At 70.0% G+C, this 25,798-nt stretch carries 24 protein-coding genes; 16 read left to right on the forward strand and 8 right to left on the reverse strand.

The window, feature by feature from the left end; translation table 11 throughout:
* The first annotated feature begins 57 nt into the window (after positions 1–57).
* Together ACIBAF_RS43055 and ACIBAF_RS43060 are read left to right on the forward strand one after the other, a co-directional pair.
* Positions 58–243 carry a polymorphic toxin type 28 domain-containing protein gene (locus ACIBAF_RS43055; protein ID WP_399471255.1) on the forward strand — a complete coding sequence of 62 codons (186 nt, stop codon included), beginning with the start codon at positions 58–60 and terminating at the stop codon, positions 241–243.
* Positions 244–250: 7 nt separating this feature from the next.
* Complete coding sequence (locus ACIBAF_RS43060; RefSeq protein ID WP_399471191.1) at positions 251–853, forward strand: hypothetical protein; 603 nt, start codon at positions 251–253, stop codon at positions 851–853.
* Positions 854–1,169: 316 nt separating this feature from the next.
* Here ACIBAF_RS43060 and ACIBAF_RS43065 read toward each other — a convergent pair whose 3' ends face one another.
* Both ACIBAF_RS43065 and ACIBAF_RS43070 read right to left on the reverse strand, forming a co-directional pair.
* Positions 1,170–1,373, reverse strand: a complete 204-nt coding sequence (locus tag ACIBAF_RS43065) for a DUF397 domain-containing protein (protein WP_399471193.1) — start codon at positions 1,371–1,373, stop codon at positions 1,170–1,172.
* Complete coding sequence (locus ACIBAF_RS43070) at positions 1,370–2,200, reverse strand: helix-turn-helix domain-containing protein (RefSeq protein WP_399471195.1); 831 nt, start codon at positions 2,198–2,200, stop codon at positions 1,370–1,372. The genes ACIBAF_RS43065 and ACIBAF_RS43070 overlap by 4 nt, the downstream gene beginning before the upstream one ends.
* 176 nt (positions 2,201–2,376) lie before the next feature.
* On the opposite strand from ACIBAF_RS43070, the gene ACIBAF_RS43075 reads away from it, so the two are divergent.
* A complete protein-coding gene (locus ACIBAF_RS43075; protein WP_399471197.1) occupies positions 2,377–2,880 on the forward strand; it encodes an ATP-binding protein in 504 nt (167 codons plus the stop codon).
* A gap of 3 nt (positions 2,881–2,883) precedes the next feature.
* Here ACIBAF_RS43075 and ACIBAF_RS43080 read toward each other — a convergent pair whose 3' ends face one another.
* Positions 2,884–4,575 carry a thiamine pyrophosphate-binding protein gene (locus tag ACIBAF_RS43080; protein WP_399471199.1) on the reverse strand — a complete coding sequence of 564 codons (1,692 nt, stop codon included), beginning with the start codon at positions 4,573–4,575 and terminating at the stop codon, positions 2,884–2,886.
* Positions 4,572–5,552: an agmatinase gene (gene speB / locus ACIBAF_RS43085; RefSeq protein ID WP_399471201.1), complete on the reverse strand. Its 981-nt coding sequence runs from the start codon at positions 5,550–5,552 to the stop codon at positions 4,572–4,574. Before speB ends, ACIBAF_RS43080 begins: the two co-directional genes overlap by 4 nt.
* 221 nt (positions 5,553–5,773) lie before the next feature.
* Between speB and ACIBAF_RS43090 the strand changes: the two genes are divergently transcribed.
* Entirely contained in the window at positions 5,774–6,559 is a 786-nt protein-coding gene (locus ACIBAF_RS43090; RefSeq protein ID WP_399471203.1) for a phosphatase, read from the forward strand.
* Between the two features lie 68 nt (positions 6,560–6,627).
* Here ACIBAF_RS43090 and ACIBAF_RS43095 read toward each other — a convergent pair whose 3' ends face one another.
* The 3 genes from ACIBAF_RS43095 to ACIBAF_RS43105 form a co-directional block, all read right to left on the reverse strand.
* Complete coding sequence (locus ACIBAF_RS43095; RefSeq protein ID WP_399471205.1) at positions 6,628–7,503, reverse strand: acyl-CoA thioesterase; 876 nt, start codon at positions 7,501–7,503, stop codon at positions 6,628–6,630.
* Between the two features lie 46 nt (positions 7,504–7,549).
* Complete coding sequence (locus ACIBAF_RS43100) at positions 7,550–8,707, reverse strand: acyl-CoA dehydrogenase family protein (RefSeq protein ID WP_399471207.1); 1,158 nt, start codon at positions 8,705–8,707, stop codon at positions 7,550–7,552.
* 97 nt (positions 8,708–8,804) lie between these two features.
* Positions 8,805–9,401 carry a TetR/AcrR family transcriptional regulator gene (locus ACIBAF_RS43105; RefSeq protein WP_399471209.1) on the reverse strand — a complete coding sequence of 199 codons (597 nt, stop codon included), beginning with the start codon at positions 9,399–9,401 and terminating at the stop codon, positions 8,805–8,807.
* Positions 9,402–9,560: 159 nt separating this feature from the next.
* On the opposite strand from ACIBAF_RS43105, the gene ACIBAF_RS43110 reads away from it, so the two are divergent.
* The 11 genes from ACIBAF_RS43110 to ACIBAF_RS43160 all read left to right on the forward strand — a co-directional run bounded on the left by ACIBAF_RS43110 (position 9,561) and on the right by ACIBAF_RS43160 (position 23,705).
* Entirely contained in the window at positions 9,561–11,177 is a 1,617-nt protein-coding gene (locus ACIBAF_RS43110; RefSeq protein WP_399471211.1) for a carboxyl transferase domain-containing protein, read from the forward strand.
* Between the two features lie 14 nt (positions 11,178–11,191).
* Complete coding sequence (locus tag ACIBAF_RS43115; protein WP_399471257.1) at positions 11,192–13,297, forward strand: acetyl/propionyl/methylcrotonyl-CoA carboxylase subunit alpha; 2,106 nt, start codon at positions 11,192–11,194, stop codon at positions 13,295–13,297.
* 8 nt (positions 13,298–13,305) lie between these two features.
* Positions 13,306–14,238 (forward strand): hydroxymethylglutaryl-CoA lyase, encoded by a 933-nt coding sequence (locus tag ACIBAF_RS43120; RefSeq protein ID WP_399471259.1) that lies wholly within the window; start codon positions 13,306–13,308, stop codon positions 14,236–14,238.
* A gap of 6 nt (positions 14,239–14,244) precedes the next feature.
* Positions 14,245–15,405, forward strand: coding sequence for an acyl-CoA dehydrogenase family protein (locus tag ACIBAF_RS43125; RefSeq protein ID WP_399471213.1), 1,161 nt, complete (start codon positions 14,245–14,247; stop codon positions 15,403–15,405).
* 170 nt (positions 15,406–15,575) lie between these two features.
* Positions 15,576–16,625 carry an ABC transporter substrate-binding protein gene (locus ACIBAF_RS43130; protein WP_399471215.1) on the forward strand — a complete coding sequence of 350 codons (1,050 nt, stop codon included), beginning with the start codon at positions 15,576–15,578 and terminating at the stop codon, positions 16,623–16,625.
* A 133-nt stretch (positions 16,626–16,758) separates the two neighbouring features.
* Positions 16,759–17,568, forward strand: a complete 810-nt coding sequence (locus ACIBAF_RS43135; protein WP_399471217.1) for a siderophore-interacting protein — start codon at positions 16,759–16,761, stop codon at positions 17,566–17,568.
* Between the two features lie 176 nt (positions 17,569–17,744).
* On the forward strand, positions 17,745–19,187 hold the full coding sequence (gene desA / locus ACIBAF_RS43140) for a lysine decarboxylase DesA (protein WP_399471219.1): 1,443 nt from the start codon (positions 17,745–17,747) through the stop codon (positions 19,185–19,187).
* On the forward strand, positions 19,171–20,451 hold the full coding sequence (locus tag ACIBAF_RS43145) for a lysine N(6)-hydroxylase/L-ornithine N(5)-oxygenase family protein (protein WP_399471221.1): 1,281 nt from the start codon (positions 19,171–19,173) through the stop codon (positions 20,449–20,451). Before desA ends, ACIBAF_RS43145 begins: the two co-directional genes overlap by 17 nt.
* Positions 20,448–20,996 (forward strand): GNAT family N-acetyltransferase, encoded by a 549-nt coding sequence (locus ACIBAF_RS43150; RefSeq protein ID WP_399471223.1) that lies wholly within the window; start codon positions 20,448–20,450, stop codon positions 20,994–20,996. The genes ACIBAF_RS43145 and ACIBAF_RS43150 overlap by 4 nt, the downstream gene beginning before the upstream one ends.
* Complete coding sequence (locus ACIBAF_RS43155; protein ID WP_399471228.1) at positions 20,993–22,762, forward strand: IucA/IucC family protein; 1,770 nt, start codon at positions 20,993–20,995, stop codon at positions 22,760–22,762. The genes ACIBAF_RS43150 and ACIBAF_RS43155 overlap by 4 nt, the downstream gene beginning before the upstream one ends.
* A gap of 70 nt (positions 22,763–22,832) precedes the next feature.
* A complete protein-coding gene (locus tag ACIBAF_RS43160) occupies positions 22,833–23,705 on the forward strand; it encodes a DUF4429 domain-containing protein (RefSeq protein ID WP_399471229.1) in 873 nt (290 codons plus the stop codon).
* A gap of 65 nt (positions 23,706–23,770) precedes the next feature.
* Here ACIBAF_RS43160 and ACIBAF_RS43165 read toward each other — a convergent pair whose 3' ends face one another.
* Positions 23,771–25,333 (reverse strand): purple acid phosphatase family protein, encoded by a 1,563-nt coding sequence (locus tag ACIBAF_RS43165; RefSeq protein ID WP_399471231.1) that lies wholly within the window; start codon positions 25,331–25,333, stop codon positions 23,771–23,773.
* A gap of 185 nt (positions 25,334–25,518) precedes the next feature.
* Here ACIBAF_RS43165 and ACIBAF_RS43170 point away from each other — a divergent pair, with 185 nt between their 5' ends.
* On the forward strand, positions 25,519–25,776 hold the full coding sequence (locus ACIBAF_RS43170; RefSeq protein WP_399471233.1) for a hypothetical protein: 258 nt from the start codon (positions 25,519–25,521) through the stop codon (positions 25,774–25,776).
* The last annotated feature ends 22 nt before the right edge of the window (positions 25,777–25,798 follow it).

Below are 25,798 nucleotides of genomic sequence, written 5' to 3' on the forward strand. Positions count from 1 at the left end.
CCAGCATGGGCATGACGAGCAGTCGCCCCGGACGAGTATCAGTCCCACGATCGAGCGATCACGAACCGGGGAAGATCGGACTTAACGTCCACTCAGAACGGCCTGCTCAAGACAATCGGTGACATCAACAAGAAGCTGGCCCATCCCAAGACGGGTGGTGCCGAGCGTGAACTTCTCGTCGCAGACCTGGGACGGGCCAGCAGGATGCTGGACTATTCCGAGCAGTTCGTCCCCAGGGGGTGAGTAGGGCATGAAAATGACGCATGACGAGTACCGGCGGCAGCTCATCGCGCGAGCGAAGGACGGATCCATCCCGCAACGAGAGGTGAAGGAGATCGCCCAAATCATTTCCGAGGGCCGGGCCGGCCGAGACCTCTACCAACTGTTGTACGCAGTAGCCCGCGCAGGAGGTCCGGCATACGAATCGCTGGTCGCCGAGTATCTGGTTCACCCCGAGGACCCAGAGGTCGCGGCGCTCGCCGTCCAGGTGCTCACCGGGCACTGGAGAGTGGGAGCGAAGTACCGGAAGCACATCCTCGAGTTGCTTGGCTCCCCAGAGTGGGACCTGAGTGACGACGCGTTCATGGCCGCGGTCTCGGGGGCGGGGGAGATCCTGCACGACGGGTTCGACGCCGAACTCCTCCGCACCCTCCTGAAGCTCGCCGAGGAAGGCCGCGGTGAGTATGACGACGACCTCGTGCAGCGTCTCGCGGGGGAGGCGATCGCCCGCGCATTGGGCGCCAGCCACGCCGAGTCGATGAGACCACCCGAGGGAGCCACTCGGGCGGAATGGTCACAGGGCCTGCTGAGGGCAGCGCATGACCGACTGCACGATGCGGCGCGTCAGCCCTGAATCCGCTGCCAACTGAACGGGCCCCGGCCGGGGCCCGTTCAGTTGGCGAGGCGTGGATCTCCCTGAGGCGTGTCAGGCGGCCGTGTTCACGTCGTCGCGGTGTTGCCCATGTACCGGTGGCAGTGGTGGTGCGCCAGGTCGGCAAATGTTGTAGGAATCGGCCAGTGGACGAGTCGTAGACCGGTGCGCCCATCAGGATCAGCCCGGACATGGTCCGGGCTTTGCCCTATTCCGTGGACACTCGCGGAAGGCGACCGCGCAGGGCCCTCGGCGAGCACACTCTCACCGGAAGGCCCTGCCATCGGTGCCGCCTCTGTCAGAGGGCCGCGAACTCGACGAACGCGGTCCACGCCGTGGGGTCTACGGCGAGTGCGGCGCGGGTTGTGTCCTTTGAGTCGCGGACGTGGACCCTGGCGGGGGTGGCAGCCACTTCGACACACTGACCGCCCTCAGCGCCGCTGTAGCTGCTCTTGGCCCAGACAAGCGCAGACGCGGGGCCGCGCTTTGCTTCAGCGTTCATCTCTCTCCCAACAGCTTCTCGATGAAGGCCAGGGACTCACTTGGGGTGAGAGCCTGCGCTCGGATGATCCCATAGCGCGCGGAAAGCGCGTGGACCGCGTCCCGCTCCGTGACCAGTGTGCTCCGTCCTTGAGCCTCCATGTAACCGACCTGTTGCCCCTGTCTTGGCGTCAGCAAGGTGAACGCGCCATCGACACCCGCATTGTCCTCGCGGTCGAGCGGCATCACCTGAAGCTCGACGTTCCGCTTCTGACCGAGCAAAAGCAACTGCTCAAGCTGTCCGCGCCATACCTGCTCACCGCCGAGCAGCCGCCGTACAACCGGCTCCTCCATGACGAAGCTCAGCAACGGAGCAGGCCACCTGTCGAAGATCTCCTGTCGTGCGAGCCGCGCTGCAACACGTTGCTCGATGGTCGCCTCGTCCAGCAGTGGACGCCGCATCCCCAGCAGAGCCCGCGTGTACTCCTCTGTCTGCAACAGGCCGTTGACCACGTGGGTGTCGTACACATAAAGCTCCACCGCCTCGGCCTCCAACTTGGCCGCATCCCGGAAGAACGCCGGATACTGGGCCCGAGCCACCTCCTCCTTGCCTGTGCTCAACACCCCACCCGCTCCCAGCACTTCATCCGCCTGGTCGATGAACTTCGGCGGCGGAATACGTCTCGCCTGCTCGAACGCCGCGATCGTCGAGGCCGAGTACCCGGTCAGTGACCCGAACTTCGCCCGGTCGATCCCAGCCTGCTCCCGGAACAGCTTCAGTTGCCGCCCGAACACGCACAGCATGCCCGTTCCGACCTCGTACTCCGGCTGCTGAACCTCGTCGTCCACGCCGCGACTCCTCCCGTACGACCATCCCGGCCACCGGACTCCGCCCGCCCAACGCAGGGCCAGGAAACCGGTCACGCCCGACACCACACACAAGCGCTCCGCCCACGCGTACAGCCCGCACCCGTCAGCACGTCGCTCCTGGTCAACGCTACGCAGAGTCCCCGACCGTTGACCCCATGAAGTCAGCAACTCCCCCGAACGGGCATATGCCACAGCGCCTCGCACCCGAACGCGAGTTCGCCATGCGCTTCACCTCAACACCGCGCGGCGCCCGCCTCGCCCGCCGACTGGTCTCGCACCGCCTGGACGACTGGGGCCACCCCTACGCAACCCCGGTGAACGAGACGCTCACCCTCATCACAGCTGAACTCACCGCCAACGCCGTACGCCACGGCCACGTCCCCGGCCGGGACTTTCACCTCCAACTCACCCTGGCCGAGAACACCTTCCGCATCGAGGTGACCGACACCCGCGCCGAGAAACAGCCCCCATCCATTCCCCCGACCCCCGACTCCGCATCCGAGTCCGGCCGCGGCCTGCTCCTCGTCGCCGCCCTCGCGGACGACTGGGGCGTCAGCCCTCGCCCGGCCGCCCCGGGCAAGACCGTGTGGGCGGAACTGCGCGAGCGGCGACAGGGCCGCCCGTGCGCGCACCCCTGGGCCGAACTCGCGGTGACGTAGGAGTCAGTCCAGGTGCGTAGGCGCGAACATCCGTAGTACCGCCGGGAGTACGAGCACCGACGGACCGGGCTCCGACAGGGCCTTCGTCAGGTCCGTCTCCAAGGTCCCCGGAGACGTCCGCACCCCCGGTACCCCGAACGACTCCGCCAGCTCCACAAAGTCCGGGCGGGTCAGTTCCGTCGCCGTCGTCGCTGTTTCGCCGAAGGCGGCTGTCATGTATTCGCGGAGGATGCCGTAGCCGCCGTCGTCGATGATCAGCCAGGTGACGGGCAGGGCGTACTGCTTCGCTGTCGCCAGCTCCGCGATGGAGTACAGCGCGCCGCCGTCGCCCGAGACCGCCAGGACCGGGCAGGTCGGGTCGGCCGCCGCCGCGCCCAGGGCTGCCGGGAAGGCGTAGCCGAGGCCGCCGGCGCCCTGGGCCGAGTGCATGGTGTTGGGGGACTCCGGGTCGAAGGCCGACCAGGCCCAGTAGGACAGGATCGTCATGTCCCAGAAGGACGGGGAGTCGGCGGGGAGGGCTCGGCGGATCGACTTCAACAGGCCCTGTTCCAGGGGGAGTTCCTGGGCGGCGATGCGGTCGGCCACCTTCGTCAGGAGTTCTCCCACCCGGTTCCTCGCCGTTTCGTCCGGGCGGTCCTCCACCGTTTCCAGCAGCGCCTGCAGTGCCAGTCTCGCGTCCGCGTGGATGCCCAGCGCCGGGTGGTTGGACTCCAGTTTGCCGAGGTCGGCCTCGATCTGGATGATCCTGCCTCGTGGCTTGAACGTGTGGTAGTTGGACGACAGTTCGCCCAGGCCCGAACCCACGACCAGCAGGACGTCCGCGTCCTCCAGAAAGTCCGTCGTGTGGCGGTCCTCCAGCCAGGACTGGAGGGAGAGGGGGTGCGTCCACGGGAACGCGCCCTTGCCGCCGAAGGTCGTGACGACGGGGGCGTTGATCTTCTCCGCCAGCTGTCGCAGCTTGCGGGACGCGTCCGCCCTCACCACTCCGCCGCCCGCGATGATCGCCGGACGGGCGGCGCTGGACAGCAAGTGGGCTGCCAGGGCCGTCAGTTCGGGGCGGGGGACCAGTTCCTCCGGGGTCGCGTCCGGTGCCGTCACCACGGGCAGCATCGTCTCGGCGAGGAGGACGTCCTGGGGGATCTCCACCCACACCGGGCCGTGCGGCGCCGTCAGCGCCGACTTCCAGGCCTCCGCGATCGCCGACGGGATCTGTGACTGGGTGCGGACCTGGTGGACCGACTTCACCACGCCCCGGAACGAGGCCGCCTGGTCCGGGAGTTCGTGCAGATAGCCGTGGCGGCCGCCGCCCAGGCCCGCCGTCGGGATCTGGCTGCTGATCGCCAGCACCGGCGCCGAGGCAGCCGCCGCCTCCTGGAGCGCGGCCAACGACGTCAGAGCGCCCGGGCCCGTCGAGAGGAGCAGCGGGGCGGCCTCGCCGGTGATGCGGCCGTACGCGTCCGCCGCGAAGCCCGCGTTGTTCTCCACCCGCAGGCCGATGTAGCGCAGCGAGGAGCGGCGCAGGGCGTCGAAGATGCCGAGCGCGTGCTGGCCGGGCAGGCCGAACACCGTCGTCGCGCCCAGGCCGGACAGCGTTTCCACGACCAGGTCTCCCCCGTTGCGGCCCGGCGGGGGGTTCAGTGCCGCCTCCGTCTGCGCGGCCGTCGGGCGGAGTTCCAGGTCGTGGTCGTGGGTCACGTGCGCTCGTTCTCCTTGCGGGCCTCGGCGATCTGGCGGGACATGATCGTGGTCAGTTCGTACGCCGTGTGGGACGCGGCCACCGACGTGATCTCCGCGTGATCGTACGCGGGGGCCACCTCGACTACGTCTGCCGAGACCAGGTTGCAGGACGCGAGGCCGCGCAGGATCTCCAGGAGTTCGCGCGACGTCATGCCGCCCGCCTCCGGCGTGCCCGTGCCGGGCGCGTGCGCCGGGTCGAGGCAGTCGATGTCGATGGAGATGTAGAGGGGGCGGTCGCCGATGCGCTGCCGCAGCTGGTCGGCGACCTCGTCCGCGCCGCGGCGGTAGACGTCCGCCGAGGTGACGATGCCGAAGCCCATCTTCTCGTCGTCGTCGAGGTCCTGCTTGCCGTAGAGCGGGCCGCGGATGCCGACGTGGGAAAGTGCCTCCGTGTCGAGGATCCCCTCCTCCACCGCCCGGCGGAACGGCGTCCCGTGCGTGTACTCCGCGCCGAAGTACGTGTCCCAGGTGTCGAGGTGCGCGTCGAAGTGGAGCAGCGCGACCGGGCCGTGCTTCTTCGCGACGGACCTGAGCAGCGGCAGCGCGATGGTGTGGTCGCCGCCCAGGGTCATCAGGCGCGCGCCCGTGCCCAGCAGGTCGTCCGCGGCGGCCTCGACGGCGTCGACGGCCTCGTTGATGTCGAAGGGGTTCGCGGCGATGTCGCCGGCGTCGGCGACCTGGGCGAGGGCGAAGGGGGAGGCGTCCTGCGCGGGGTTGTACGGGCGCAGCAGCCGGGACGCCTCGCGGATGGCGTTGCCGCCGAAGCGGGCGCCCGGCCGGTACGAGACGCCCGAGTCGAACGGCACGCCCACCACGGCGACGTCGGCGCGGCCGACCTCGTCGAGGCGGGGCAGCCGGGCGAAGGTCGCGGGGCCGGCGTACCTCGGGATGCGGGAGGAGTCGACAGGGCCGCGGGGAGTCTCGTTGCCACTCATGGTCAAATGCCTCTTTCTTACGCTTTATCGCGTATGTACTGCTTCTCTTGCGACTGTACCGATGACGCCCCATCGACCCTAGGCAGCGGGAAAGCGACTGCGAACTGTACGTTTCGTCCAGCTGCGAGCCGCGGAGTGGAGGGAACGTACATCGAGTGACGCGTGTCCCAGCGTCCGGAACAGCCAGGACGCGCACAGTCGGCTGCCTCACAATGGGAGTTATGCCGATACCCGGGACGCCCAGCCGCGCCGAACTCGTCGACCACCTCGTCAGAACCCGTATCGCCGGGGACGTCGCCACGCCTCGCGAGAACAACCTCTCCCACTACCGCCAACTCGCGAACGGCGTGCGCAACTTCTGGCTCGGGCTGGAACTCGGCGACCGCTGGAGCGACGAGCAGGACGTGCTCGCGGTGATGGCGGAGCGGGTGGGAGTCAATGACGATCCCGAGTACCGGTACGGCCAGGACACCATCGACCCCGAGCTGACGGTCGACGGCCTGGACCGGCTGGCGGCGCGGCTGCGCAAGGCGGCCGAGGGGCGGCAGCGGGTGCTGTTCGCCACCGGCCACCCGGGCGGGCTGCTCGACGTGCACCGTGCCACGGCCGCCGCCCTGCGCGCGGCCGGCTGCGAGATCGTCGTCATCCCGGAGGGGCTGCAGACGGACGAGGGGTATGTCTGGCAGCTCGCGGACGTGGCGGTGCTGGAGCACGGGGCCTCGCTGTGGCACACCCACTCGGGCGAGCCGATGAAGGCCATCCTGACGGCGCTGGAGCGCGAGGGGCGCCCGCTGCCGGACCTGGTCGTCGCCGACCACGGCTGGGCGGGCTACGCCGGGCGGCACGGCGTGGACTCCGTCGGGTACGCCGACTGCAACGACCCGGCGCTGTTCATCGGCGAGGCGGAGGGCGTCGTCCAGGTGGCGGTCCCCCTGGACGACCACGTCGTCAGCCCGCGCCACTACGACCCGATGGTCGCGTACCTGCTGGCAGAGGCCGGCCTGTAGGACGCTCGGCTGCAAGCCGGTTCGCGGGCGGCCCGGCCCGGGCGACGGCCGGCCCGGAGGACGGCGGGTCAGTCGCGGGGTCGGGGGGCGCGGACCACGCCCTCCTGGACCACCGATACCGCGAGGCGGCCGTCCTGGGTGTAGATGCGGGCCTGGCCGAGGCCCCGGCCGCCGTGCGCGGACGGAGACTCCTGGTCGTAGAGGAGCCATTCGTCGGCGCGGAACGGGCGGTGGAACCACATCGCGTGGTCCAGGGAGGCGCCCACGACGTCGCCGACGGCCCAGCCGCCGCGGCCGTGCGCGAGGAGGATCGAGTCCAGGAGCGTCATGTCGGAGACGTAGGTGGCGAGGACGACGTGCAGGAGCGGGTCGTCGGCCAGCTTGCCGTTGGCGCGGAACCACACCTGGGAGTGCGGCTCACGCGGCTCGCCGTACCGGCCGTACGGCGGCTCGTCGACGTAGCGCAGGTCGACCGCCTCGCGGGCCTCCAGGAACCTCTCGACGATCTCGGGCGCCAGGTGGTCGTAGCCGCGCAGTCGCTCCTCGGAGGTGGGGAGCGTGACCGGGTCCGGGGCGGGCGGCATGGGGGCCTGGTGCTCGAAGCCCTCCTCGTACCGCTGGAAGGACGCGGACAGCGCGAAGATCGGCTGTCCGTGCTGGACGGCGACGACGCGGCGCGCGGTGAAGGAACGGCCGTCGTTCATCTGGTCGACCGTGTAGACGATGGGCGCGCCAGGGTCGCCCGTGCGCAGGAAATACGCGTGCAGGGAGTGGGCGAGACGGTCCTCGGGGACCGTCCGTCCGGCGGCGACCAGCGCCTGGGCCGCGACCTGCCCGCCGAAGACGCGCGGGACGACGGCGGACCGGGACCGGCCGCGGAAGATGTTCTCCTCGATCTGTTCGAGGTCGAGCAGATCGAGGAGATCCTGAAGTGCCTGGCTCATGGCAGACAGTTGTACCCGCCGGTCATTTCCTGGGGTTTCGCGGGCCTTACAGGCCCATGTCCTTGGCGATGATCGTCTTCATGATCTCGCTGGTGCCGCCGTAGATCCGGTTGACGCGGTTGTCCGCGTACAGGCGGGCGATCGGGTACTCGTTCATGAAGCCGTAGCCGCCGTGCAGCTGGAGGCAGCGGTCGATGACGCGGTGCGCGACCTCGGTGCAGAACAGCTTGGCGCTGGCGGCCTCGGCGGGGGTCAGCTCGCCCGCGTCCAGGGCCTCCGTGGCGCGGTCGGCGACGGCCTCGGCCGCGTCCACCTCGGCCTGGCAGGCGGCCAGCTCGAACTTGGTGTTCTGGAAGTGCGCGACGGGCTGGCCGAAGACGGTGCGCTCCTGCACGTACTGCTTGGCGAACCGCACGGCGGCCTTGGCCTGCGCGTACGCGCCGTAGGCGATGCCCCAGCGCTCGGAGGCGAGGTTGTGGCCGAGGTAGTAGAAGCCCTTGTTCTCCTCGCCGAGGAGGTCCTCGACGGGCACCTTGACGTCGACGAACGCGAGCTCGGCGGTGTCGGAGGTCTTCAGGCCGAGCTTGTCGAGCTTGCGGCCGACGGAGTAGCCCTCGGCCTTGGTGTCCACGACGAAGAGGGATATGCCGTGGCGGCGGTCCTCGGCGCTGGGCGCGGAGGTACGGGCGCAGACGATCATGCGGTCGGCGTGGACGCCGCCGGTGATGAAGGTCTTGGAGCCGTTGAGGACGTAGTGCGTGCCGTCCTCGGAGAGCTTGGCGGTGCTCTTCATGCCGGCGAGGTCGGAGCCGGTGCCCGGCTCGGTCATCGCGATCGCCCACATCTCCTCGCCGGAGACGAACTTCGGCAGGAAGCGCTTCTTCTGCTCGTCGGTGGCGAGCAGCTTGATGTAGGGCAGGCCGAGCAGTACGTGCACGCCGGAGCCGCCGAAGGAGACACCCGCACGGGCGGTCTCCTCGTACAGGACGGCCTCGAACTTGTAGGAGTCGATGCCGGCGCCGCCGTACTCCTCGTCGACGCGGATGCCGAAGACGCCCAGCTCGGCGAGCTTGTAGTAGAAGTCGCGCGGCGCCTGGCCGGCGGCGAACCACTCGTCGTACACGGGGACGACCTCGGCCTCGATGAAGGCCCGGAGGGTCTCCCGGAACGCCTCGTGGTCCTCGTTGAACACCGTACGGCGCACCGCCGCCACCTCCTGGGGTACTCGTCTAAGCGCTTGCTCAGACAATCAAAATACCGGCGGGTAGGGAGGGCGTCCAGAGGTGATCCCGTAACGCTCGTCACTCCGCTCCGGCCGCCGCGAAGGCCCCCCTGGCCATACGGTGCAGCAGTTCCGCCGTCACGCCGCGGCCCGGCAGCGAACCCGGGCGGCCCAGGTGGGGGGTGGAGTTCAGCAGGCCGAAGACGGAGTGCACCGCCGAACGGGCCGTCGGCTCCGTCAACGCAGGGTAGACCTCGCGGACGACCTCCACCCACAGTTCCACGTACTGCCGCTGGAGCTGGCGCACCAGCTTGCGGTCGCTGTCCCGGAGGCGGTCCAGCTCGCGGTCGTGCAGGGTGATCAGAGGGCGGTCGTCGAGGGCGAAGTCGATGTGCCCCTCGATGAGCGAGTCGAGGACCGCCTCGAAGGGCCCGCCGTCGGCCTCCTGGAGGCGCCGTTTCGCACCTGTCAGCAGTCGGCCGCTGATGCCGACCAGCAGCTCGGCGAGCATCGCGTCCTTGCCGGGGAAGTGCCGGTACAGCCCCGGACCGCTGATACCGACCGCGGCCCCTATCTCGTCCACGCCGACGCCGTGGAACCCGCGCTCGGCGAACAGCCGCGCGGCCTCCTTGAGGATCTGCTCGCGGCGGGTGGGGGCGTCGGTTCTCGTGGCCATGAAGACGATTCTAGACAGGGAGGTTAGCGGTCGTTAACCTAAAGGGGATGGTTAACGCTCATTAACAGCCGAGCACGGGCGATCACGGGCGACCAGCGGGTCTCACGGATCTACGGGTCTCACGGGTCTACGGGTCTCACGGGTGAGGGGAACCGCAGGATGGAGCAGGCACCGGAGCTGACGAGCGCGGGGGATCCCGCGTCGGAGGCCTGGCAGGCCAACGAGGACGCGCACCGCGTCCTCGTCGAGGAGCTGCGCGGCAAGCTCGCCGCGGCCCGGCTGGGCGGCGGGGAGAAGGCGCGGGCCCGCCATACCGCGCGCGGGAAGCTGTTGCCCCGGGACCGGGTCGACGCCCTTCTGGACCCGGGGTCGCCCTTCCTGGAGCTCGCGCCGCTGGCCGCCGACGGGATGTACGACGGGCAGGCCCCGGCCGCCGGGGTCATCGCCGGGATCGGGCGGGTCTCCGGGCGCGTGTGTGTGATCGTCGCCAACGACGCCACCGTCAAGGGCGGCACCTACTACCCGATGACGGTGAAGAAGCACCTGCGCGCGCAGGAGGTGGCGCTGGAGAACCGCCTGCCCTGTCTGTACCTGGTCGACTCCGGCGGCGCCTTCCTGCCGATGCAGGACGAGGTGTTCCCCGACCGGGAGCACTTCGGGCGGATCTTCTACAACCAGGCCCGGATGTCGGGGGCGGGCATCCCGCAGATCGCGGCCGTCCTCGGCTCGTGCACGGCCGGCGGGGCGTACGTCCCGGCCATGAGCGACGAGGCCGTCATCGTGCGCAACCAGGGGACGATCTTCCTGGGCGGGCCCCCGCTGGTGAAGGCCGCCACCGGCGAGGTCGTCACCGCGGAGGAACTGGGCGGCGGCGAGGTGCACGCGCGTGTGTCGGGCGTGACCGACCACCTCGCGGAGGACGACGCGCACGCGCTGCGGATCGTGCGGAACATCGTCTCCACGCTCCCCGCGCGCGGGCCCCTCCCCTGGGAGGTGCGCCCGTCCGTCGAGCCCAAGGTGGACCCCTTCGGGCTGTACGGCGCCGTGCCGGTCGACTCCCGCACCCCCTATGACGTACGGGAGGTCATCGCGCGCGTGGTCGACGGCTCCCGGTTCGCGGAGTTCAAGGCCGAGTTCGGGCAGACCCTGGTCACCGGGTTCGCCCGGATCCACGGCCACCCGGTGGGCATCGTCGCCAACAACGGCATCCTGTTCTCCGAGTCCGCCCAGAAGGGCGCCCACTTCATCGAGCTGTGCGACCAGCGCGGGATCCCGCTGGTGTTCCTGCAGAACATCTCCGGGTTCATGGTCGGGCGGGACTACGAGGCCGGGGGCATCGCCAAGCACGGCGCCAAGATGGTGACGGCGGTGGCGTGCACCCGCGTGCCGAAGCTGACGGTCGTGATCGGCGGGTCGTACGGCGCCGGAAACTACTCCATGTGCGGCCGGGCCTACTCGCCCCGCTTCCTGTGGATGTGGCCGGGGGCCAAGATCTCCGTCATGGGCGGCGAGCAGGCGGCGTCGGTGCTCGCGACCGTCAAGCGGGACCAGTTGGAGGCGCGCGGCGAGTCCTGGCCCGCGGCGGACGAGGAGGCCTTCAAGGATCCGATCCGCGCCCAGTACGACCGCCAGGGGAACGCCTATTACGCGACGGCCCGACTCTGGGACGACGGGGTCATCGATCCCCTGGAGACCCGGCAGGTGCTGGGGCTGGCACTGACCGCCTGCGCCAACGCGCCCCTGGGCGAGCCCCAGTTCGGCGTCTTCCGGATGTGAGGGGCATGACGACAATGTTCGACACGGTGCTTGTGGCCAACCGGGGCGAGATCGCCGTCCGCGTCATCCGGACGCTGCGGTCGATGGGCGTGCGCTCGGTGGCCGTCTTCTCGGACGCCGACGCGGACGCCCGGCACGTCCGGGAGGCCGACACGGCGGTCCGGATCGGTCCGGCCGCGGCGGCCGAGAGCTATCTGTCCGTGGAGCGGCTGCTGGAGGCCGCCGCGCGCACGGGCGCACAGGCCGTCCATCCCGGGTACGGCTTCCTGGCGGAGAACGCGGGCTTCGCGCGCGCGTGCGGCGACGCGGGGCTCGTCTTCATCGGGCCGCCCGCCGACGCCATCGCCCTCATGGGCGACAAGATCCGGGCGAAGGAGACCGTGCGGGCGGCCGGGGTGCCGGTCGTCCCGGGGTCGAGCGGCAGCGGGCTGACGGACGACCAGCTCGTCGCCGCCGCCCACGAGATCGGCGTCCCCGTGCTGCTGAAGCCGAGCGCGGGCGGCGGCGGCAAGGGCATGCGGCTGGTGCGGGACGCCGCACTGCTGGCCGACGAGATCGCGGCCGCCCGCCGCGAGGCCCGCGCCTCCTTCGGCGACGACACTCTGCTCGTCGAGCGGTGGGTGGACCGGCCCCGGCACATCGAGATCCAGGTCCTGGCGGACGGCCACGGCAACGTGGTGCACCTGGGCGAGCGCGAGTGCTCCCTGCAGCGCCGGCACCAGAAGATCGTCGAGGAGGCGCCGAGCGTGCTTCTCGACGAGGCCACGCGCGCGTCGATGGGCGAGGCGGCCGTGCAGGCGGCGCGGTCCTGCGGGTACCGGGGCGCGGGCACGGTGGAGTTCATCGTCCCCGGCCGGGACCCGTCGTCGTACTTCTTCATGGAGATGAACACCCGGCTCCAGGTGGAGCATCCGGTCACCGAGCTGGTCACCGGGCTCGACTTGGTGGAGTGGCAGCTGCGGGTCGCGGCCGGCGAGCCCCTGTCCTTCGGACAGCAGGACGTCCGGCTGACCGGGCACGCGGTCGAGGCGCGGATCTGCGCCGAGGACCCCACGCGCGGCTTCCTGCCCTCCGGCGGGACGGTGCTCAAGCTGCATGAGCCGCAGGGCGACGGCGTGCGCACCGACTCCGGGCTCAGCGAGGGCACCGAGGTCGGCAGCCTGTACGACCCGATGCTGTCCAAGGTGATCGCGTACGGCCCGGACCGGGAGACGGCGCTCAGGAAACTCCGCGCGGCCCTCGCGGAGACGGTCACGCTGGGCGTGCAGACCAACGCGGGCTTCCTGCGCCGCCTCCTCGCCCATCCGGCGGTGGTGGCGGGCGAGTTGGACACGGGGCTGGTCGAGCGCGAGGTGGCCGGGCTGATCTCGGACACGGTGCCGCAGGAGGTCTACGCGGCGGCGGCGCTGCTGCGCCATGGCGCGCTCGCCCCCGACACCGACGCCCCCTCCGACACCGACGCCCGCTCCGGCTCCGGCTCCCGCTCCGGCTGGGCGGACCCGTTCGCCGCCGCCGACGGCTGGCGCCTGGGCGGTGAGCGGGCCTGGACGCCGCACCACCTCCAGGCGGCCGGCCACGAGCCGGTGACCGTGCGCGTGCGCAGCACGCCGGGCGACGCGGCGGAGCTGCTCCTGCCCGGCGCGGACCGACCCCTGCGGGGGTCCGGGGGCGTGCCCCCGCGGGGCGCGGCCGGACACCGGTTCGGCTTCCGGCTCGACGACGTCCGTCACACCTTCGTCGCGCTGCCGGACGGCACCTGGCTGGGGCGGGACGGCGACGCCTGGCAGGTGCGTGACCATGATCCGGTCGCCGCGTCGCTGTCCGGCGCCGGGCACGCGGGCGCCGACTCGCTGACCGCGCCGATGCCCGGCACGGTGACGGTCGTCAAGGTCGCCGTCGGCGACGAGGTGACCGCGGGCCAGAGCCTGCTGGTCGTCGAGGCGATGAAGATGGAACACGTGATCTCCGCGCCGCACACCGGCACGGTCGCCGAGCTGGACGTCACCCCGGGGACGACGGTCGCCATGGACCAGGTGCTCGCCGTCATCGCTCCCACCGAGGCGCCGGCAGAGACAGCGGCATCGGCTTCGGCATCGGCATCGGCAGAGGAGGACCAGTGACACTCCCCATGGTCGTACCGGCCCCGAACCTGCCCGCGCGGATCAGGATCCACGAGGTCGGCGCGCGCGACGGGCTGCAGAACGAGAAGTCGACCGTGCCGACGGCCGTGAAGGCGGAGTTCGTCCGCCGGCTGGCCGACGCGGGCCTGACGACGATCGAGGCGACGAGCTTCGTCCACCCCAGGTGGGTGCCGCAGCTCGCCGACGCCGAGGAGTTGTTCCCGCTCGTCTCCGGCCTGCCGGTGGCGCTCCCGGTCCTGGTGCCGAACGCACGCGGGCTGGACCGGGCGCTGGCGCTGGGTGCGCGGCGCGTAGCCGTGTTCGCCAGCGCCACGGAGTCCTTCGCGAAGGCCAACCTCAACCGCACGCTGGACGAGTCGCTCGCGGTGTTCGAGCCGCTGGTGCGGCGGGCGAAGGACGAGGGCGCGCACGTACGCGGCTATGTGTCGATGTGCTTCGGCGACCCGTGGGAGGGGTCGGTCCCGCTGCACCAGGTCGTGCGGGTCTGCACGGCGCTGCGGGACATGGGCTGCGACGAGCTGAGCCTGGGCGACACGATCGGCGTCGCCACCCCGGGCCACGTCCTGGAGCTGCTGTCGTCGCTCAACGAGCGGGGCGTGCCGACGAACGTGATCGGCGTGCACTTCCACGACACCTACGGCCAGGCGCTCGCCAACACCCTCGCCGCGCTGCAGCACGGCGTCACCGTCGTCGACGCCTCGGCGGGCGGTCTCGGCGGCTGCCCGTTCGCCAAGTCCGCCACCGGCAACCTCGCCACCGAAGACCTCGTGTGGATGCTTCAGGGCCTCGGCATCGACACCGGGGTCGACCTCGGCCGTCTCGTCGCCACCAGCGAGTGGATGGCCGGCCAACTGGGCCGACCCAGCCCGTCCCGCACCGTCCGCGCACTCGGCGAAACAACACAGCCCCACGAGGAGTGATCCACCATGGACCACCGTCTCTCCCCCGAGCTCGAAGAACTCCGCCGTACGGTGGAGGAGTTCGCGCACGACGTCGTCGCGCCCAAGATCGGCGACTTCTACGAGCGGCACGAGTTCCCGTACGAGATCGTCCGCGAGATGGGCCGCATGGGCCTGTTCGGGCTGCCGTTCCCGGAGGAGTACGGCGGCATGGGCGGCGACTACCTCGCCCTCGGCATCGCGTTGGAGGAGTTGGCGCGCGTCGACTCGTCCGTGGCGATCACGCTGGAGGCGGGCGTCTCGCTGGGCGCGATGCCGATCCATCTGTTCGGCACCGAGGAGCAGAAGCGCCAGTGGCTGCCGCGGCTGTGCTCCGGCGAGATCCTGGGCGCTTTCGGGCTGACGGAGCCGGACGGCGGCTCGGACGCGGGCGCGACCCGGACGACGGCGCGGATCGACCCGGAGACCGACGAGTGGGTGATCAACGGCACCAAGTGCTTCATCACCAACTCGGGCACGGACGTCACGGGGTTGGTCACGGTCACGGCGGTGACGGGCCGCAAGCCGGACGGCGCACCGCTGATCTCGGCGATCATCGTCCCGTCCGGCACCCCGGGCTTCACGGTCGCCGCGCCCTACTCGAAGGTCGGCTGGAACGCCTCGGACACCCGTGAGCTGTCCTTCGCCGACGTGCGGGTCCCGGCGGCGAACCTGCTGGGCGAAGAGGGCCGCGGGTACGCGCAGTTCCTGCGGATCCTCGACGAGGGCCGGATCGCCATCGCGGCCCTCGCCACCGGGCTCGCGCAGGGCTGTGTGGACGAGTCGGTGAAGTACGCGAAGGAACGGCACGCGTTCGGCCGTCCGATCGGCGCCAACCAGGCCATCCAGTTCAAGATCGCCGACATGGAGATGAAGGCCCACACCGCCCGCCTCTCCTGGCGCGACGCGGCCTCCCGTCTGGTGTCCGGCGAGCCCTTCAAGAAGGAGGCGGCGCTCGCCAAGCTCTACTCGTCGACGATCGCCGTCGACAACGCCCGCGACGCCACACAGGTCCACGGCGGGTACGGCTTCATGAACGAGTACCCGGTGGCCCGGATGTGGCGCGACTCCAAGATCCTGGAGATCGGGGAGGGCACGAGCGAGGTGCAACGGATGCTGATCGCAAGGGAGTTGGGCCTGGCGGGCTGATCGGTCCGACAGGGCGGCCTCAGGGCGGCTTCGGGGGCGGTGAGAGGGCGGTCTCAGGGAGTCCCCTGGGGCCGCCCTCTTACCGCCCCCCTGGACAGAAACTGAGGTTAGGCTAACCTACATTCGAACCGTCCTCGGGTGATCCGCCCCGTTCGAAAGTAGCCAGAGACATGTCCAACGCCAGAGCCGCTCGTCCCACCCGCCGAGGCATCCTCGCCGCCGGCGGCGCCCTCGGACTCGGCGCCGTCCTCGCCGCCTGCGGGGACGACGACGCGAGCAGCAGCGGCTCTCAGTCGTCGGCGAGCACCTCGGGCAAGTCCGGCCCCTGGACCTTCAAGGACGACCGCGGCACCGCGGTGAAGCTCGACAAGATCCCCGCGAACATCGTCGCCTTCACCGGCGTCGGCGCCGCGCTCTACGACTACGGCATCCAGGTCAAGGGCGTCTTCGGCCCGACCAAGACCACCACCGGCAAGGCCGACGTCCAGGCCGGCGACATGGACATCGCCAAGGTCGAGATCCTCGGCAACGTCTGGGACGAGTTCAACGTCGAGAAGTACGCGGCTCTCGCGCCCGACGTCCTCATCTCCACGATGTTCGACGACGCCGGCACCCTCTGGTACGTCCCCGAGGCCTCCAAGGACAAGATCGCGAAGCTCGCCCCGAGCGTCGGCATCTCCGTCTACGACCGTCAGCTGACCGCTCCGCTGCAGCGCATGTGGGAGCTGGCCGAGTCCCTCGGCGCCGACATGACGGCGGCCGCGGTCACCGCCGCGAAGAAGAAGTTCGAGGACGCGGCCGCCCGGCTGCGCGCCGCCGCGAAGGCCAAGCCCGACATCAAGGTGATGGCCGGTTCCGCGAGCGCCGAGCTGTTCTACGTCTCCGGCACCAACCTCTCCATCGACCTGGAGTACTTCAAGGCGCTCGGCGTGAACTTCGTCGAGCCGCCGGAGAGCGCGAAGAAGCAGGGCGGCGGCTGGTACGAGTCTCTGAGCTGGGAGAACGTCGACAAGTACCCGGCGGACATCATCATGATGGACGACCGGTCCTCGACGATCCAGCCTTCGGCGATCACGGAAGCCACGTGGAAGAAGCTGCCCGCGGTGAAGGCGGGGCAGGTCATCGCCCGGTCGCCGGAGCCGATTCTGTCGTACGACAAGTGTGTGCCGCTGCTGGAGAACCTCGCCGAGGCTCTCGAGAAGGCGAAGAAGGTCAGCTGAAAGATATGCGGCGTCGCGGGGTGAACTGCGGGCAGTCTGTGGCCTGTCGCACCCACGCGGCGGAGCCGCATATCGGCACAGCCCCCGCGCCCCCAAGGATGCCGCCCTCCCCGATGCGTACAGGGAGCCCCCCATGACCACCGCCGTCGCCGCCCCCTTCCGTTTCTTCTCGCTCCACGTCGTACGGACCCGGCGGCTCTCGCCGTCCCTGGTCCGGGTCTCCTTCGCCGGAGAGGATCTCGAGCACTTCTTCTCCGACGGGCAGGACCAGTCGCTGTCCCTCTTCCTGCCGCACCCGGGACAGTCGGAGCCCGCCGTTCCCTTCGAGCTCGGGGACGGCTGGTGGCAGGGGTGGCGGGAACTGCCGGACGACGTACGGGCGGTGATGCGGTCGTACACGCTCCGCGCCCTTCGGCGCGATCCCGACGAGATCGACGTCGACTTCGCGCTGCACACACCGGCCGGTCCCGCCTCCGCGTGGGCCGCCCGGGCCGCCGCCGGGGACCGGGTGGTCCTGCTGGGCCCCGCGATCGCCGACAACCGGGCGATCCGGTTCCGGCCGCCGCAGGACACCGATCTGGTGGTGCTGTGGGGCGACGAGAGCGCGCTGCCGGCGATCGCCTCGATCCTGGAGTCGTTGCCGGCCGGGCAGCGGGTGCGGGCGTGGCTGCAGGTGCATGACGCCGGGGACGTGCAGGGGTTGGCGACCGCGGCGGACGCCGAGATCACCTGGACGGTCGGGGAGAGTTCCCTCGACGCCCTCCGGGAGGCACAGCTCCCGCCCGCCGAGCACCCGTACGTCTGGCTCGCGGGCGAGTCGGGGTCGGTGAAGGCGCTGCGCCGGCACTTCGTGCGGGAGCGCGGTGTGGACCGGCGCCGGGTCACCTTCGTCGGGTACTGGCGCCAGGGCCTGAGCGAGGAACAGCTCCGCGAGGCGGAGTAGCAGCAACCACCGTGCCCCCGCAGGCAGTTGTGCGGGGGCACGGGCGTGATCACAGTCACGGCGGAGCCAGGTTTCCCTAGCCGAAAGTTAGGTTAGCCTTACCTAAATCCAACCGGGGCTCCGCTCCCCGATCCGTCCGCAGCAGCCCCGTCCCCTTCCCCCGGAGGACCCCCACCATGCGCTCGCACCTGCTCAATGACACGACCGCGGAGCAGTACCGCCGCTCCGTGACAGAAGGAGTCGAGCGGGTGGCCGCCAAACTCGCCGCCACCGACCGTCCGTTCACCGGCGTCACGGTCGACGCCCTCGCGCCCCGCATCGACGGGATCGACCTGGACCAGCCGCTGCACGACACCGCGGCCGTCCTGGACGAGCTGGAGGAGGTCTACCTCCGCGACGCGATCTACTTCCACCACCCCCGCTACCTCGCCCACCTCAACTGCCCGGTCGTCATCCCCGCCGTGCTGGGCGAGGCGGTCCTGTCCGCCGTCAACTCCTCCCTCGACACCTGGGACCAGTCGGCCGGCGGCACCCTGATCGAGCGGAAACTGATCGACTGGACGACCGCGCGCATCGGCCTCGGCCCGGCCGCCGACGGGGTGTTCACCTCCGGCGGCACCCAGTCCAACCTCCAGGCGCTGCTGCTCGCCCGTGAGGAGGCCAAGGGGAACGATCTCGGCAAACTCCGTATCTTCGCCTCCGAGGTCAGCCACTTCAGCGTGAAGAAGTCCGCGAAGCTCCTCGGGCTGAGCCAGGACTCGGTGGTCTCCATCCCCGTCGACCACGACAAGCGCATGCAGACCGTCGCGCTCGCCCACGAGCTGGAGCGCTGCACGAAGGCCGGCCTCGTCCCCATGGCCGTCGTCGCCACCGCCGGCACCACCGACTTCGGGTCCATCGACCCGCTGCCCGAGATCGCCGAACTGTGCACCCAGTACGGCGCCTGGATGCACGTCGACGCCGCCTACGGCTGCGGGCTGCTCGCCTCCCTCAAGTACCGGGACCGCGTCGACGGCATCGAGCGCGCCGACTCCGTCACCGTCGACTACCACAAGTCGTTCTTCCAGCCGGTGAGTTCGTCCGCCGTCCTGGTGCGCGACGCCGCCACCCTGCGGCACGCGACGTACCACGCGGAGTACCTCAACCCGCGCCGCATGGTCACCGAGCGCATCCCCAACCAGGTCGACAAGTCCCTGCAGACCACCCGCCGCTTCGACGCGCTCAAGCTGTGGATGACGCTGCGCACGATGGGCGCCGACGGCATCGGGCAGCTCTTCGACGAGGTCTGCGACCTGGCCGTCGAGGGCTGGAGACTGCTGGCCGCCGACCCCCGCTTCGACGTCGTCGTGCAGCCCTCCCTCTCCACCCTGGTCTTCCGCTACATCCCCGCCGCCGTCACCGACCCCGCCGAGATCGATCGCGCCAACCTCTACGCCCGCAAGGCCCTGTTCGCCTCCGGCGACGCGGTGGTCGCGGGCACCAAGGTCGGCGCCCGCCACTACCTGAAGTTCACCCTGCTCAACCCCGAGACCACGACCGACGACATCGCCGCCGTCCTCGACCTGATCGCCGGCCACGCCGAGCAGTACCTGGGAGAGTCCCTTGACCGCGCTTCCTGAAGCCAGCCGCATCCATGACTTCGTGGGGATCGGGCTCGGCCCCTTCAACCTCGGCCTCGCCTGCCTCACCGAGCCCATCGACGGACTCGACGGCGTCTTCCTGGAGTCCAAGCCCGACTTCGAGTGGCACGCCGGCATGTTCCTCGACGGCGCCCACCTCCAGACGCCGTTCATGTCGGACCTGGTCACCCTGGCCGACCCGACCTCGCCGTACTCCTTCCTCAACTACCTGAAGGAGAAGGGGCGGCTGTACTCGTTCTACATCCGCGAGAACTTCTACCCGCTGCGCGTCGAGTACGACGACTACTGCCGCTGGGCGGCCGGCAAGCTCAGCAGCGTGCGCTTCTCGACGACGGTCGCGGAGGTGACGTACGACGAGAGCGACGCGCTGTACGCCGTACGGACCACGGCCGGGGACGTCCACCGCGCCCGCCACCTGGTCCTCGGCACCGGCACCTCCCCATACGTCCCGCAGGCCTGCGCCGGGCTGGGCGGCGACTTCATCCACAACTCCCGCTACGTGCAGCACAAGGCGGAGCTGCAGAAGAAGGAGTCGATCACGCTGGTCGGCAGCGGCCAGTCCGCCGCCGAGATCTACCACGACCTGCTCGGCGAGATCGACGTCCACGGCTACCGGCTGAACTGGGTCACCCGCTCCCCGCGCTTCTTCCCGCTCGAGTACACCAAGCTCACGCTGGAGATGACCTCCCCGGAGTACATCGACTACTTCCGCGCCCTGCCGGAGCGCACCCGCTACCGCCTCACCGCCGAGCAGAAGGGCCTGTTCAAGGGCATCGACGGCGACCTGATCAACGAGATCTTCGACCTGCTCTACCAGAAGAACCTCGGCGGCCCGGTCCCCACCCGGCTGCTCACCAACTCCTCGCTCAACAGCGCCGCTTACGCCGACGGGTCGTACACCCTGTCCTTCCGTCAGGAGGAGCAGGAGAAGGACTTCGAGATCGAGTCCCAGGGCCTGGTCCTGGCCACCGGCTACCGGTACGCCGAGCCGGAGTTCCTCGCGCCGGTCAAGGACAGACTGCGCTACGACTCCCAGGGCAACTTCGACGTCGCCCGCAACTACGCCATCGACACCACGGGCCGGGGCGTGTTCCTGCAGAACGCGGGCGTGCACACGCACAGCATCACCTCGCCCGACCTCGGCATGGGCGCCTACCGCAACAGCTACATCATCCGAGAGCTGCTCGGCAGCGAGTACTACCCGGTCGAGAAGACCATCGCGTTCCAGGAGTTCGCCACATGACCTTCGCCTTCCGCCCGCTCGACCCCCTGAAGGACGCCGAGCTCCTGCACGCCTGGGTCACCCACCCCAAGGCCGCCTTCTGGATGATGCAGGACGCGACGCTGGTGGACGTCGAGCGCGCCTACACGGACATCGCGGCCGACGAGCACCACCACGCGCTGCTCGGTCTCGACGAGGACGGCGTCCCCGCCTTCCTGATGGAGAAGTACGACCCCGCCCACCGCGAACTGGTCGGCCTCTACGAGCCGCGGCCCGGCGACGTCGGCATGCACTTCCTCACCCCGGCGACCGACACGCCCGTGCACGGCTTCACCCGGGCCGTCATCACCGCCGTCATGGCCCACCTCTTCGAGGACCCGGAGGTGCACCGCGTCGTCGTCGAGCCGGACGTGTCCAACAAGGCCGTGCACGCCCTGAACGAAGCCGTCGGATTCGTGCCCGAGCGGGAGATCCAGAAGCCGGAGAAGAGGGCCCTGCTGAGTTTCTGCACCCGGGACCGCTTCGTCGACAGGCACCGCCCCGCCGTGAAGGGAGCGACCATATGAGCCTCGCCGACGCCGTCGCCCACCTCTCCCCCGAACGCTGGGAGAAGGCCAACCGCCTCCTCGTCCGCAAGGCCCTCGCGGAGTTCGCGCACGAGCGGCTCATCACTCCCGAGGAGCGGGACGGCCGGTACGTCGTCCGCAGCGACGACGGGCTGACGTACTACCGCTTCACCGCCGTCCGCCGCGCCCTCGACCACTGGCAGGTGAACGCCGACTCGATCACCCGCACCCGCGACGACGCCGAGCTCCCGCTCGCCGCACTGGACTTCTTCATCGAGCTGAAGAAGACGCTGGGCCTGAGCGACGAGATCCTGCCGGTCTACCTGGAGGAGATCTCCTCCACCCTCTCCGGCGCCTGCTACAAGCTCGCCAAGCCGCAGGTGACCTCCGCCGAGCTGGTGCGCGGCGGCTTCCAGGCCATCGAGACCGGCATGACCGAGGGCCACCCCTGCTTCGTCGCCAACAACGGGCGGCTCGGCTTCGGCGTCCACGAGTACCTGTCGTACGCCCCGGAGACGGCGAGCCCCGTCCGGCTGGTGTGGCTGGCCGCGCACCGCTCACGGGCCGCGTTCACGGCCGGCGTCGGGATCGACTACGAGTCGTTCGTGCGGGAGGAGCTGGGCGAGGCGACCGTCGAGCGGTTCCACGGCCGACTGCGCGAGCAGGGCCTGGACCCCGCCGACCACCTCCTCATCCCCGTCCACCCCTGGCAGTGGTGGAACAAGCTCACCGTCACCTTCGCCGCCGAGATCGCGCGCCGGAACCTGGTGTGCCTGGGCGAGGGCGACGACGAGTACCTGGCCCAGCAGTCCATCCGGACGTTCTTCAACTCCTCGCACCCTGAGAAGCACTACGTGAAGACGGCGCTGTCCGTCCTCAACATGGGCTTCATGCGCGGGCTGTCGGCCGCCTACATGGAGGCGACCCCGGCCATCAACGACTGGCTGGCCCAGCTCATCGACAACGACCCGGTGCTGAAGTCGACGGGCCTGTCGATCATCCGGGAGCGGGCGGCCGTCGGCTACCGGCACCTGGAGTACGAGGCGGCGACGGACCGCTACTCGCCGTACCGCAAGATGCTGGCCGCGCTGTGGCGGGAGAGCCCGGTGCCGACGCTGCGGGAGGGTGAGTCGCTCGCCACGATGGCCTCCCTGGTGCACGTGGACCACGAGGGACGGTCGGTGGCCGGCGCGCTGATCGAGCAGTCGGGGCTGGCGCCGGTGGAGTGGCTGCGCCGCTACCTCCAGGCGTACTACACCCCGTTGCTGCACAGCTTCTACGCCTACGACCTGGCGTTCATGCCGCACGGCGAGAACACGATCCTGGTGCTGAAGGACGGGGTCGTGCAGCGGGCGATCTACAAGGACATCGCCGAGGAGATCGCCGTCATGGACCCGGACGCGGTGCTGCCGCCGGAGGTCCGGCGGATCCGCGTCGACGTGCCCGAGGACACGAAACTGCTGTCGATCTTCACGGACGTCTTCGACTGCTTCTTCCGCTTCCTCGCGGCCGACCTCGCCACCGAGGGGATCCTGGCGGAGGACGACTTCTGGCGCACGGTCGCCGAGGTCACCCACGCCTACCAGGACGCCAACCCCGAACTGGCCGACAGGTTCCGCCAGTACGACCTGTTCGCGCCCGAGTTCGCCCTGTCCTGCCTCAACCGGCTCCAGCTGCGCGACAACAAGCAGATGGTGGACCTGGCCGACCCGTCGGGCGCCCTCCAGCTGATCGGCACCCTGAAGAATCCCGTCTCGGGGTTCTGATCACGACAGGCGGGCGCCCCCGAGTACGGTCCTCGGGGGCGCCCGCCCTGTTCTTTGGAACAATCCCCCCATGGCGGAAATCATCCAGCGGGACGGCACCTGGGTCTTCGACGGCGACGCCCTGCGGCTGACCCCGGGACGGGACAAGAACGTCGGCCTGCTCCGCAAGGAACTGGGTGAACTCGCCGTCCCCCTGGGCGCGTTGGCAGGGATCTCGTTCGAGCAGGGCAAGAGGACCGGACGGCTGAGGCTGCGGCTGCGCGACGGCGCGGACCCGCTGCTGCACGCGACCGGCGGACGGCTGGCCGAGCCGCACGACCCCTACCAGCTGACCGTCGAGTCCGACCGGTACGGCGTCGCCGAGTACGTCGTGGACGAGGTGCGCAGCGCGCTGCTCCTCGACCAGGTCCCGGCCGGGCCGGTGGACCGGTATCTGCTGCCGGGGCCGTCCGTGCCCCTGTCGGCCTCCGCCGGGGACGGCACGGCGAGCTTCGACGGCGAGCGGGTGCGCCTGGAGTGGAACTGGAAGACGGAGGAGGCGAAGTCCTCGGCCGGCGCCCGCACCCTCGCCGTCGAGGACATCACGGGCGTCGAGTGGCATCCCGCGGGCGGTCTGGACAGCGGCTTCCTGCGGTTCCGGGTGCGCGGCGCGGTCACCACGACGCCGCCGCAGTACGACCCCAACGCGGTGCAGCTGTGGGGTTTCAAGAAGGACCCGTTGATGGCGCTGATCGCGGCCGCGGTGCAGGCCCGGCTGCCGCATCCGGCCGCCGCCCCCGAGGACGCCGTACCGGCGCAGCGGCCCGAGCCGGACCCGCTGCCGGGCAGCGACCACGACGCGCTGCTGCGCCGGCTGCGCGAACTCGGCGAACTGCACCGCGACGGCGTCCTGACGGACGAGGAGTTCACGATGGCCAAACAGGCGGTCCTCAAGCGCATGTAGCGCGGGTGCGGACCGCCTGCCGGCGTCAGGTGTGCGTGCCCCGCCTTCCGGGCGCGCGCATCCGGTTACTTGGCCTTGCGGGCCACCGTGAAGTGGTCGATCCGGTCGCCCGTCTCGGCGATGCCCTGGACCTTCAGGGTCGTGTAGTGGCCCTTCGGCGCGGGGGTGACGTCCACGCGCAGGAACGAGTAGTTCAGGTAGCGGACGCGCGACCAGGTGACGGTCTCGTTCTGCTTGCCGTCCTTGAGGTTGACGAAGGAGGCCACGGAGTCGACCTCGTGCTCGTGGCCCTCGTAGGAGTCCGGGGCGGTGAAGGCGTACAGGCTGCGGCCCGCCGCGCCCGCCGTGACGTAGACGACGCCCTCGGTCTCGGAGTAGGCCGTGCCGCCGATCGGCAGCTTCTTGGTGACCGTGTTGCCCTTGATGACGTCGGTGCGCTCGTACTGGTGGTTGTGGCCGTTGATGACCAGGTCCACCTGGTACTTGTCGAACAGCGGCACCCACTCCTGGCGCACGCCCCCCTCCGAGGCGTGCGCGGTGGAGGTGCAGTACGCGCAGTGGTGGAAGAACACGACGATGAAGTCGACGTCCTTCGCGGCGCGGAACTTCTTCAGCTGCGCCTCGAACCACTTGGTCTGGGTGCCGCCGGAGATGCCGAGGTTGGCCGGGATCTCGAAGGAGACGTCGTTGGGGTCCAGCGAGATGATCGCCGTGTTGCCGTAGACGAAGGAGTAGACGCCCGGGAGGTTCTTCGCGTCCGGGCCGTTGTCGGGCAGGCTCCAGCGGGCTTCCTCGCCGCCGTAGCCGTTGGGCGAGTACCAGGCCTCCATGTCGTGGTTGCCGTACGACACCATCCACGGCACGGACTTGGCGACGGACTCGGTCTGGGCGAGGAACTGGTCCCAGGTGCGCGAGTCGAACACCGTGTCGGAGGTCTTGCCCTGGCCGGCCGGGTCGCCGTAGGCGATGTCGCCGGCGTGCAGGTGGAAGGACGGGTTCTGGCCGAGGATCAGGCTGTCGTTGGCCAGCGCGTGGTAGCTGACGCCCTGGTCGCCGAAGGCGGTGAAGGTGAACGGCGCCTTGTGGGCGGGGGCGGTGGTGAAGGTGCCCAGGGTGCCCAGCAGGTGCGGCTCGGCCGGGTCGAAGCCGGCGTGGCCGACGCCGTAGTAGTACGTCTTGCCGGGCTTGAGGCAGGTGAGCTTGGCGTGCACGTAGTACTGGGTGTAGTTGCCGCTCGCGCCCACGCCCGCCGGGGTGAACAGGGTGCGCACCTCGGCCTCGATCTTGCGGGAGAGGTCCCAGGGGTGGGCGCCGATGCGGATGAAGGGCTTCTTCACCGCGACCGGGACCTGCCACGAGACGGTGATCTCGGTGCGCGGGTCGTTGCCGTAGGCGAGGTGGCGGCCGAAGGGCGCGACGAGGGCGCCGTCGACGGACTCGGTGTGCGAGAGGGGCTGCGTGGGAACGGCGGCCTGGGCCGTGGCGCCGGTCACGAACGCGCCACCGGTGACGGCGCCGAGCGTGACGGCGCCGCCTCTGATCATCGTGCGCCGGGAGAACTTGGAGCGCAGGTACTCGTGCTGCTCGGCCATGCTCATGCGGTCGGCGAGCTGCTCGGGTACGCCCATGCGAGGAGTGTCCATGACGTCTGAAACTCGTGGCCTCGGGCGACGGGCCGCAAGACGCCAAATGGACGGATCGCGAACAGGGGCTCATAACACATTCAACGTTCCCCCAAGGCTCCCTAACAGAGGCCTGCCCGAAATCGGGCACGTTTCTTGCGAAACCGGCTCGCGTCCCTCAGGATCTACGGGTGCACGACGAACTTGTTGATCACCTGACGCGCTCCACGCCCCTCCAGCGGGGCGAGGCGCTGCGGGTGATCCAGGATGTGCTCGCCTACTTCGACGAGACGACCGAGAACTACGTCCGTCGCCGCCACCGCGAGCTCCAGGCCCAGGGCCTGGTGAACGTGGAGATCTTCGATCGGATCGAGGCGGACCTGAAATACCGTGCGGTGGCCCCGCCCGAGCTCACGCTCAGGCAACTGCGGCGCATCGTCTACGGCTGAACCGAAGCTTGGGGATACCTGT

It is taken from the genome of Streptomyces sp. NPDC051677 (assembly GCF_044453465.1).
GTDB lineage: Bacteria > Actinomycetota > Actinomycetes > Streptomycetales > Streptomycetaceae > Streptomyces.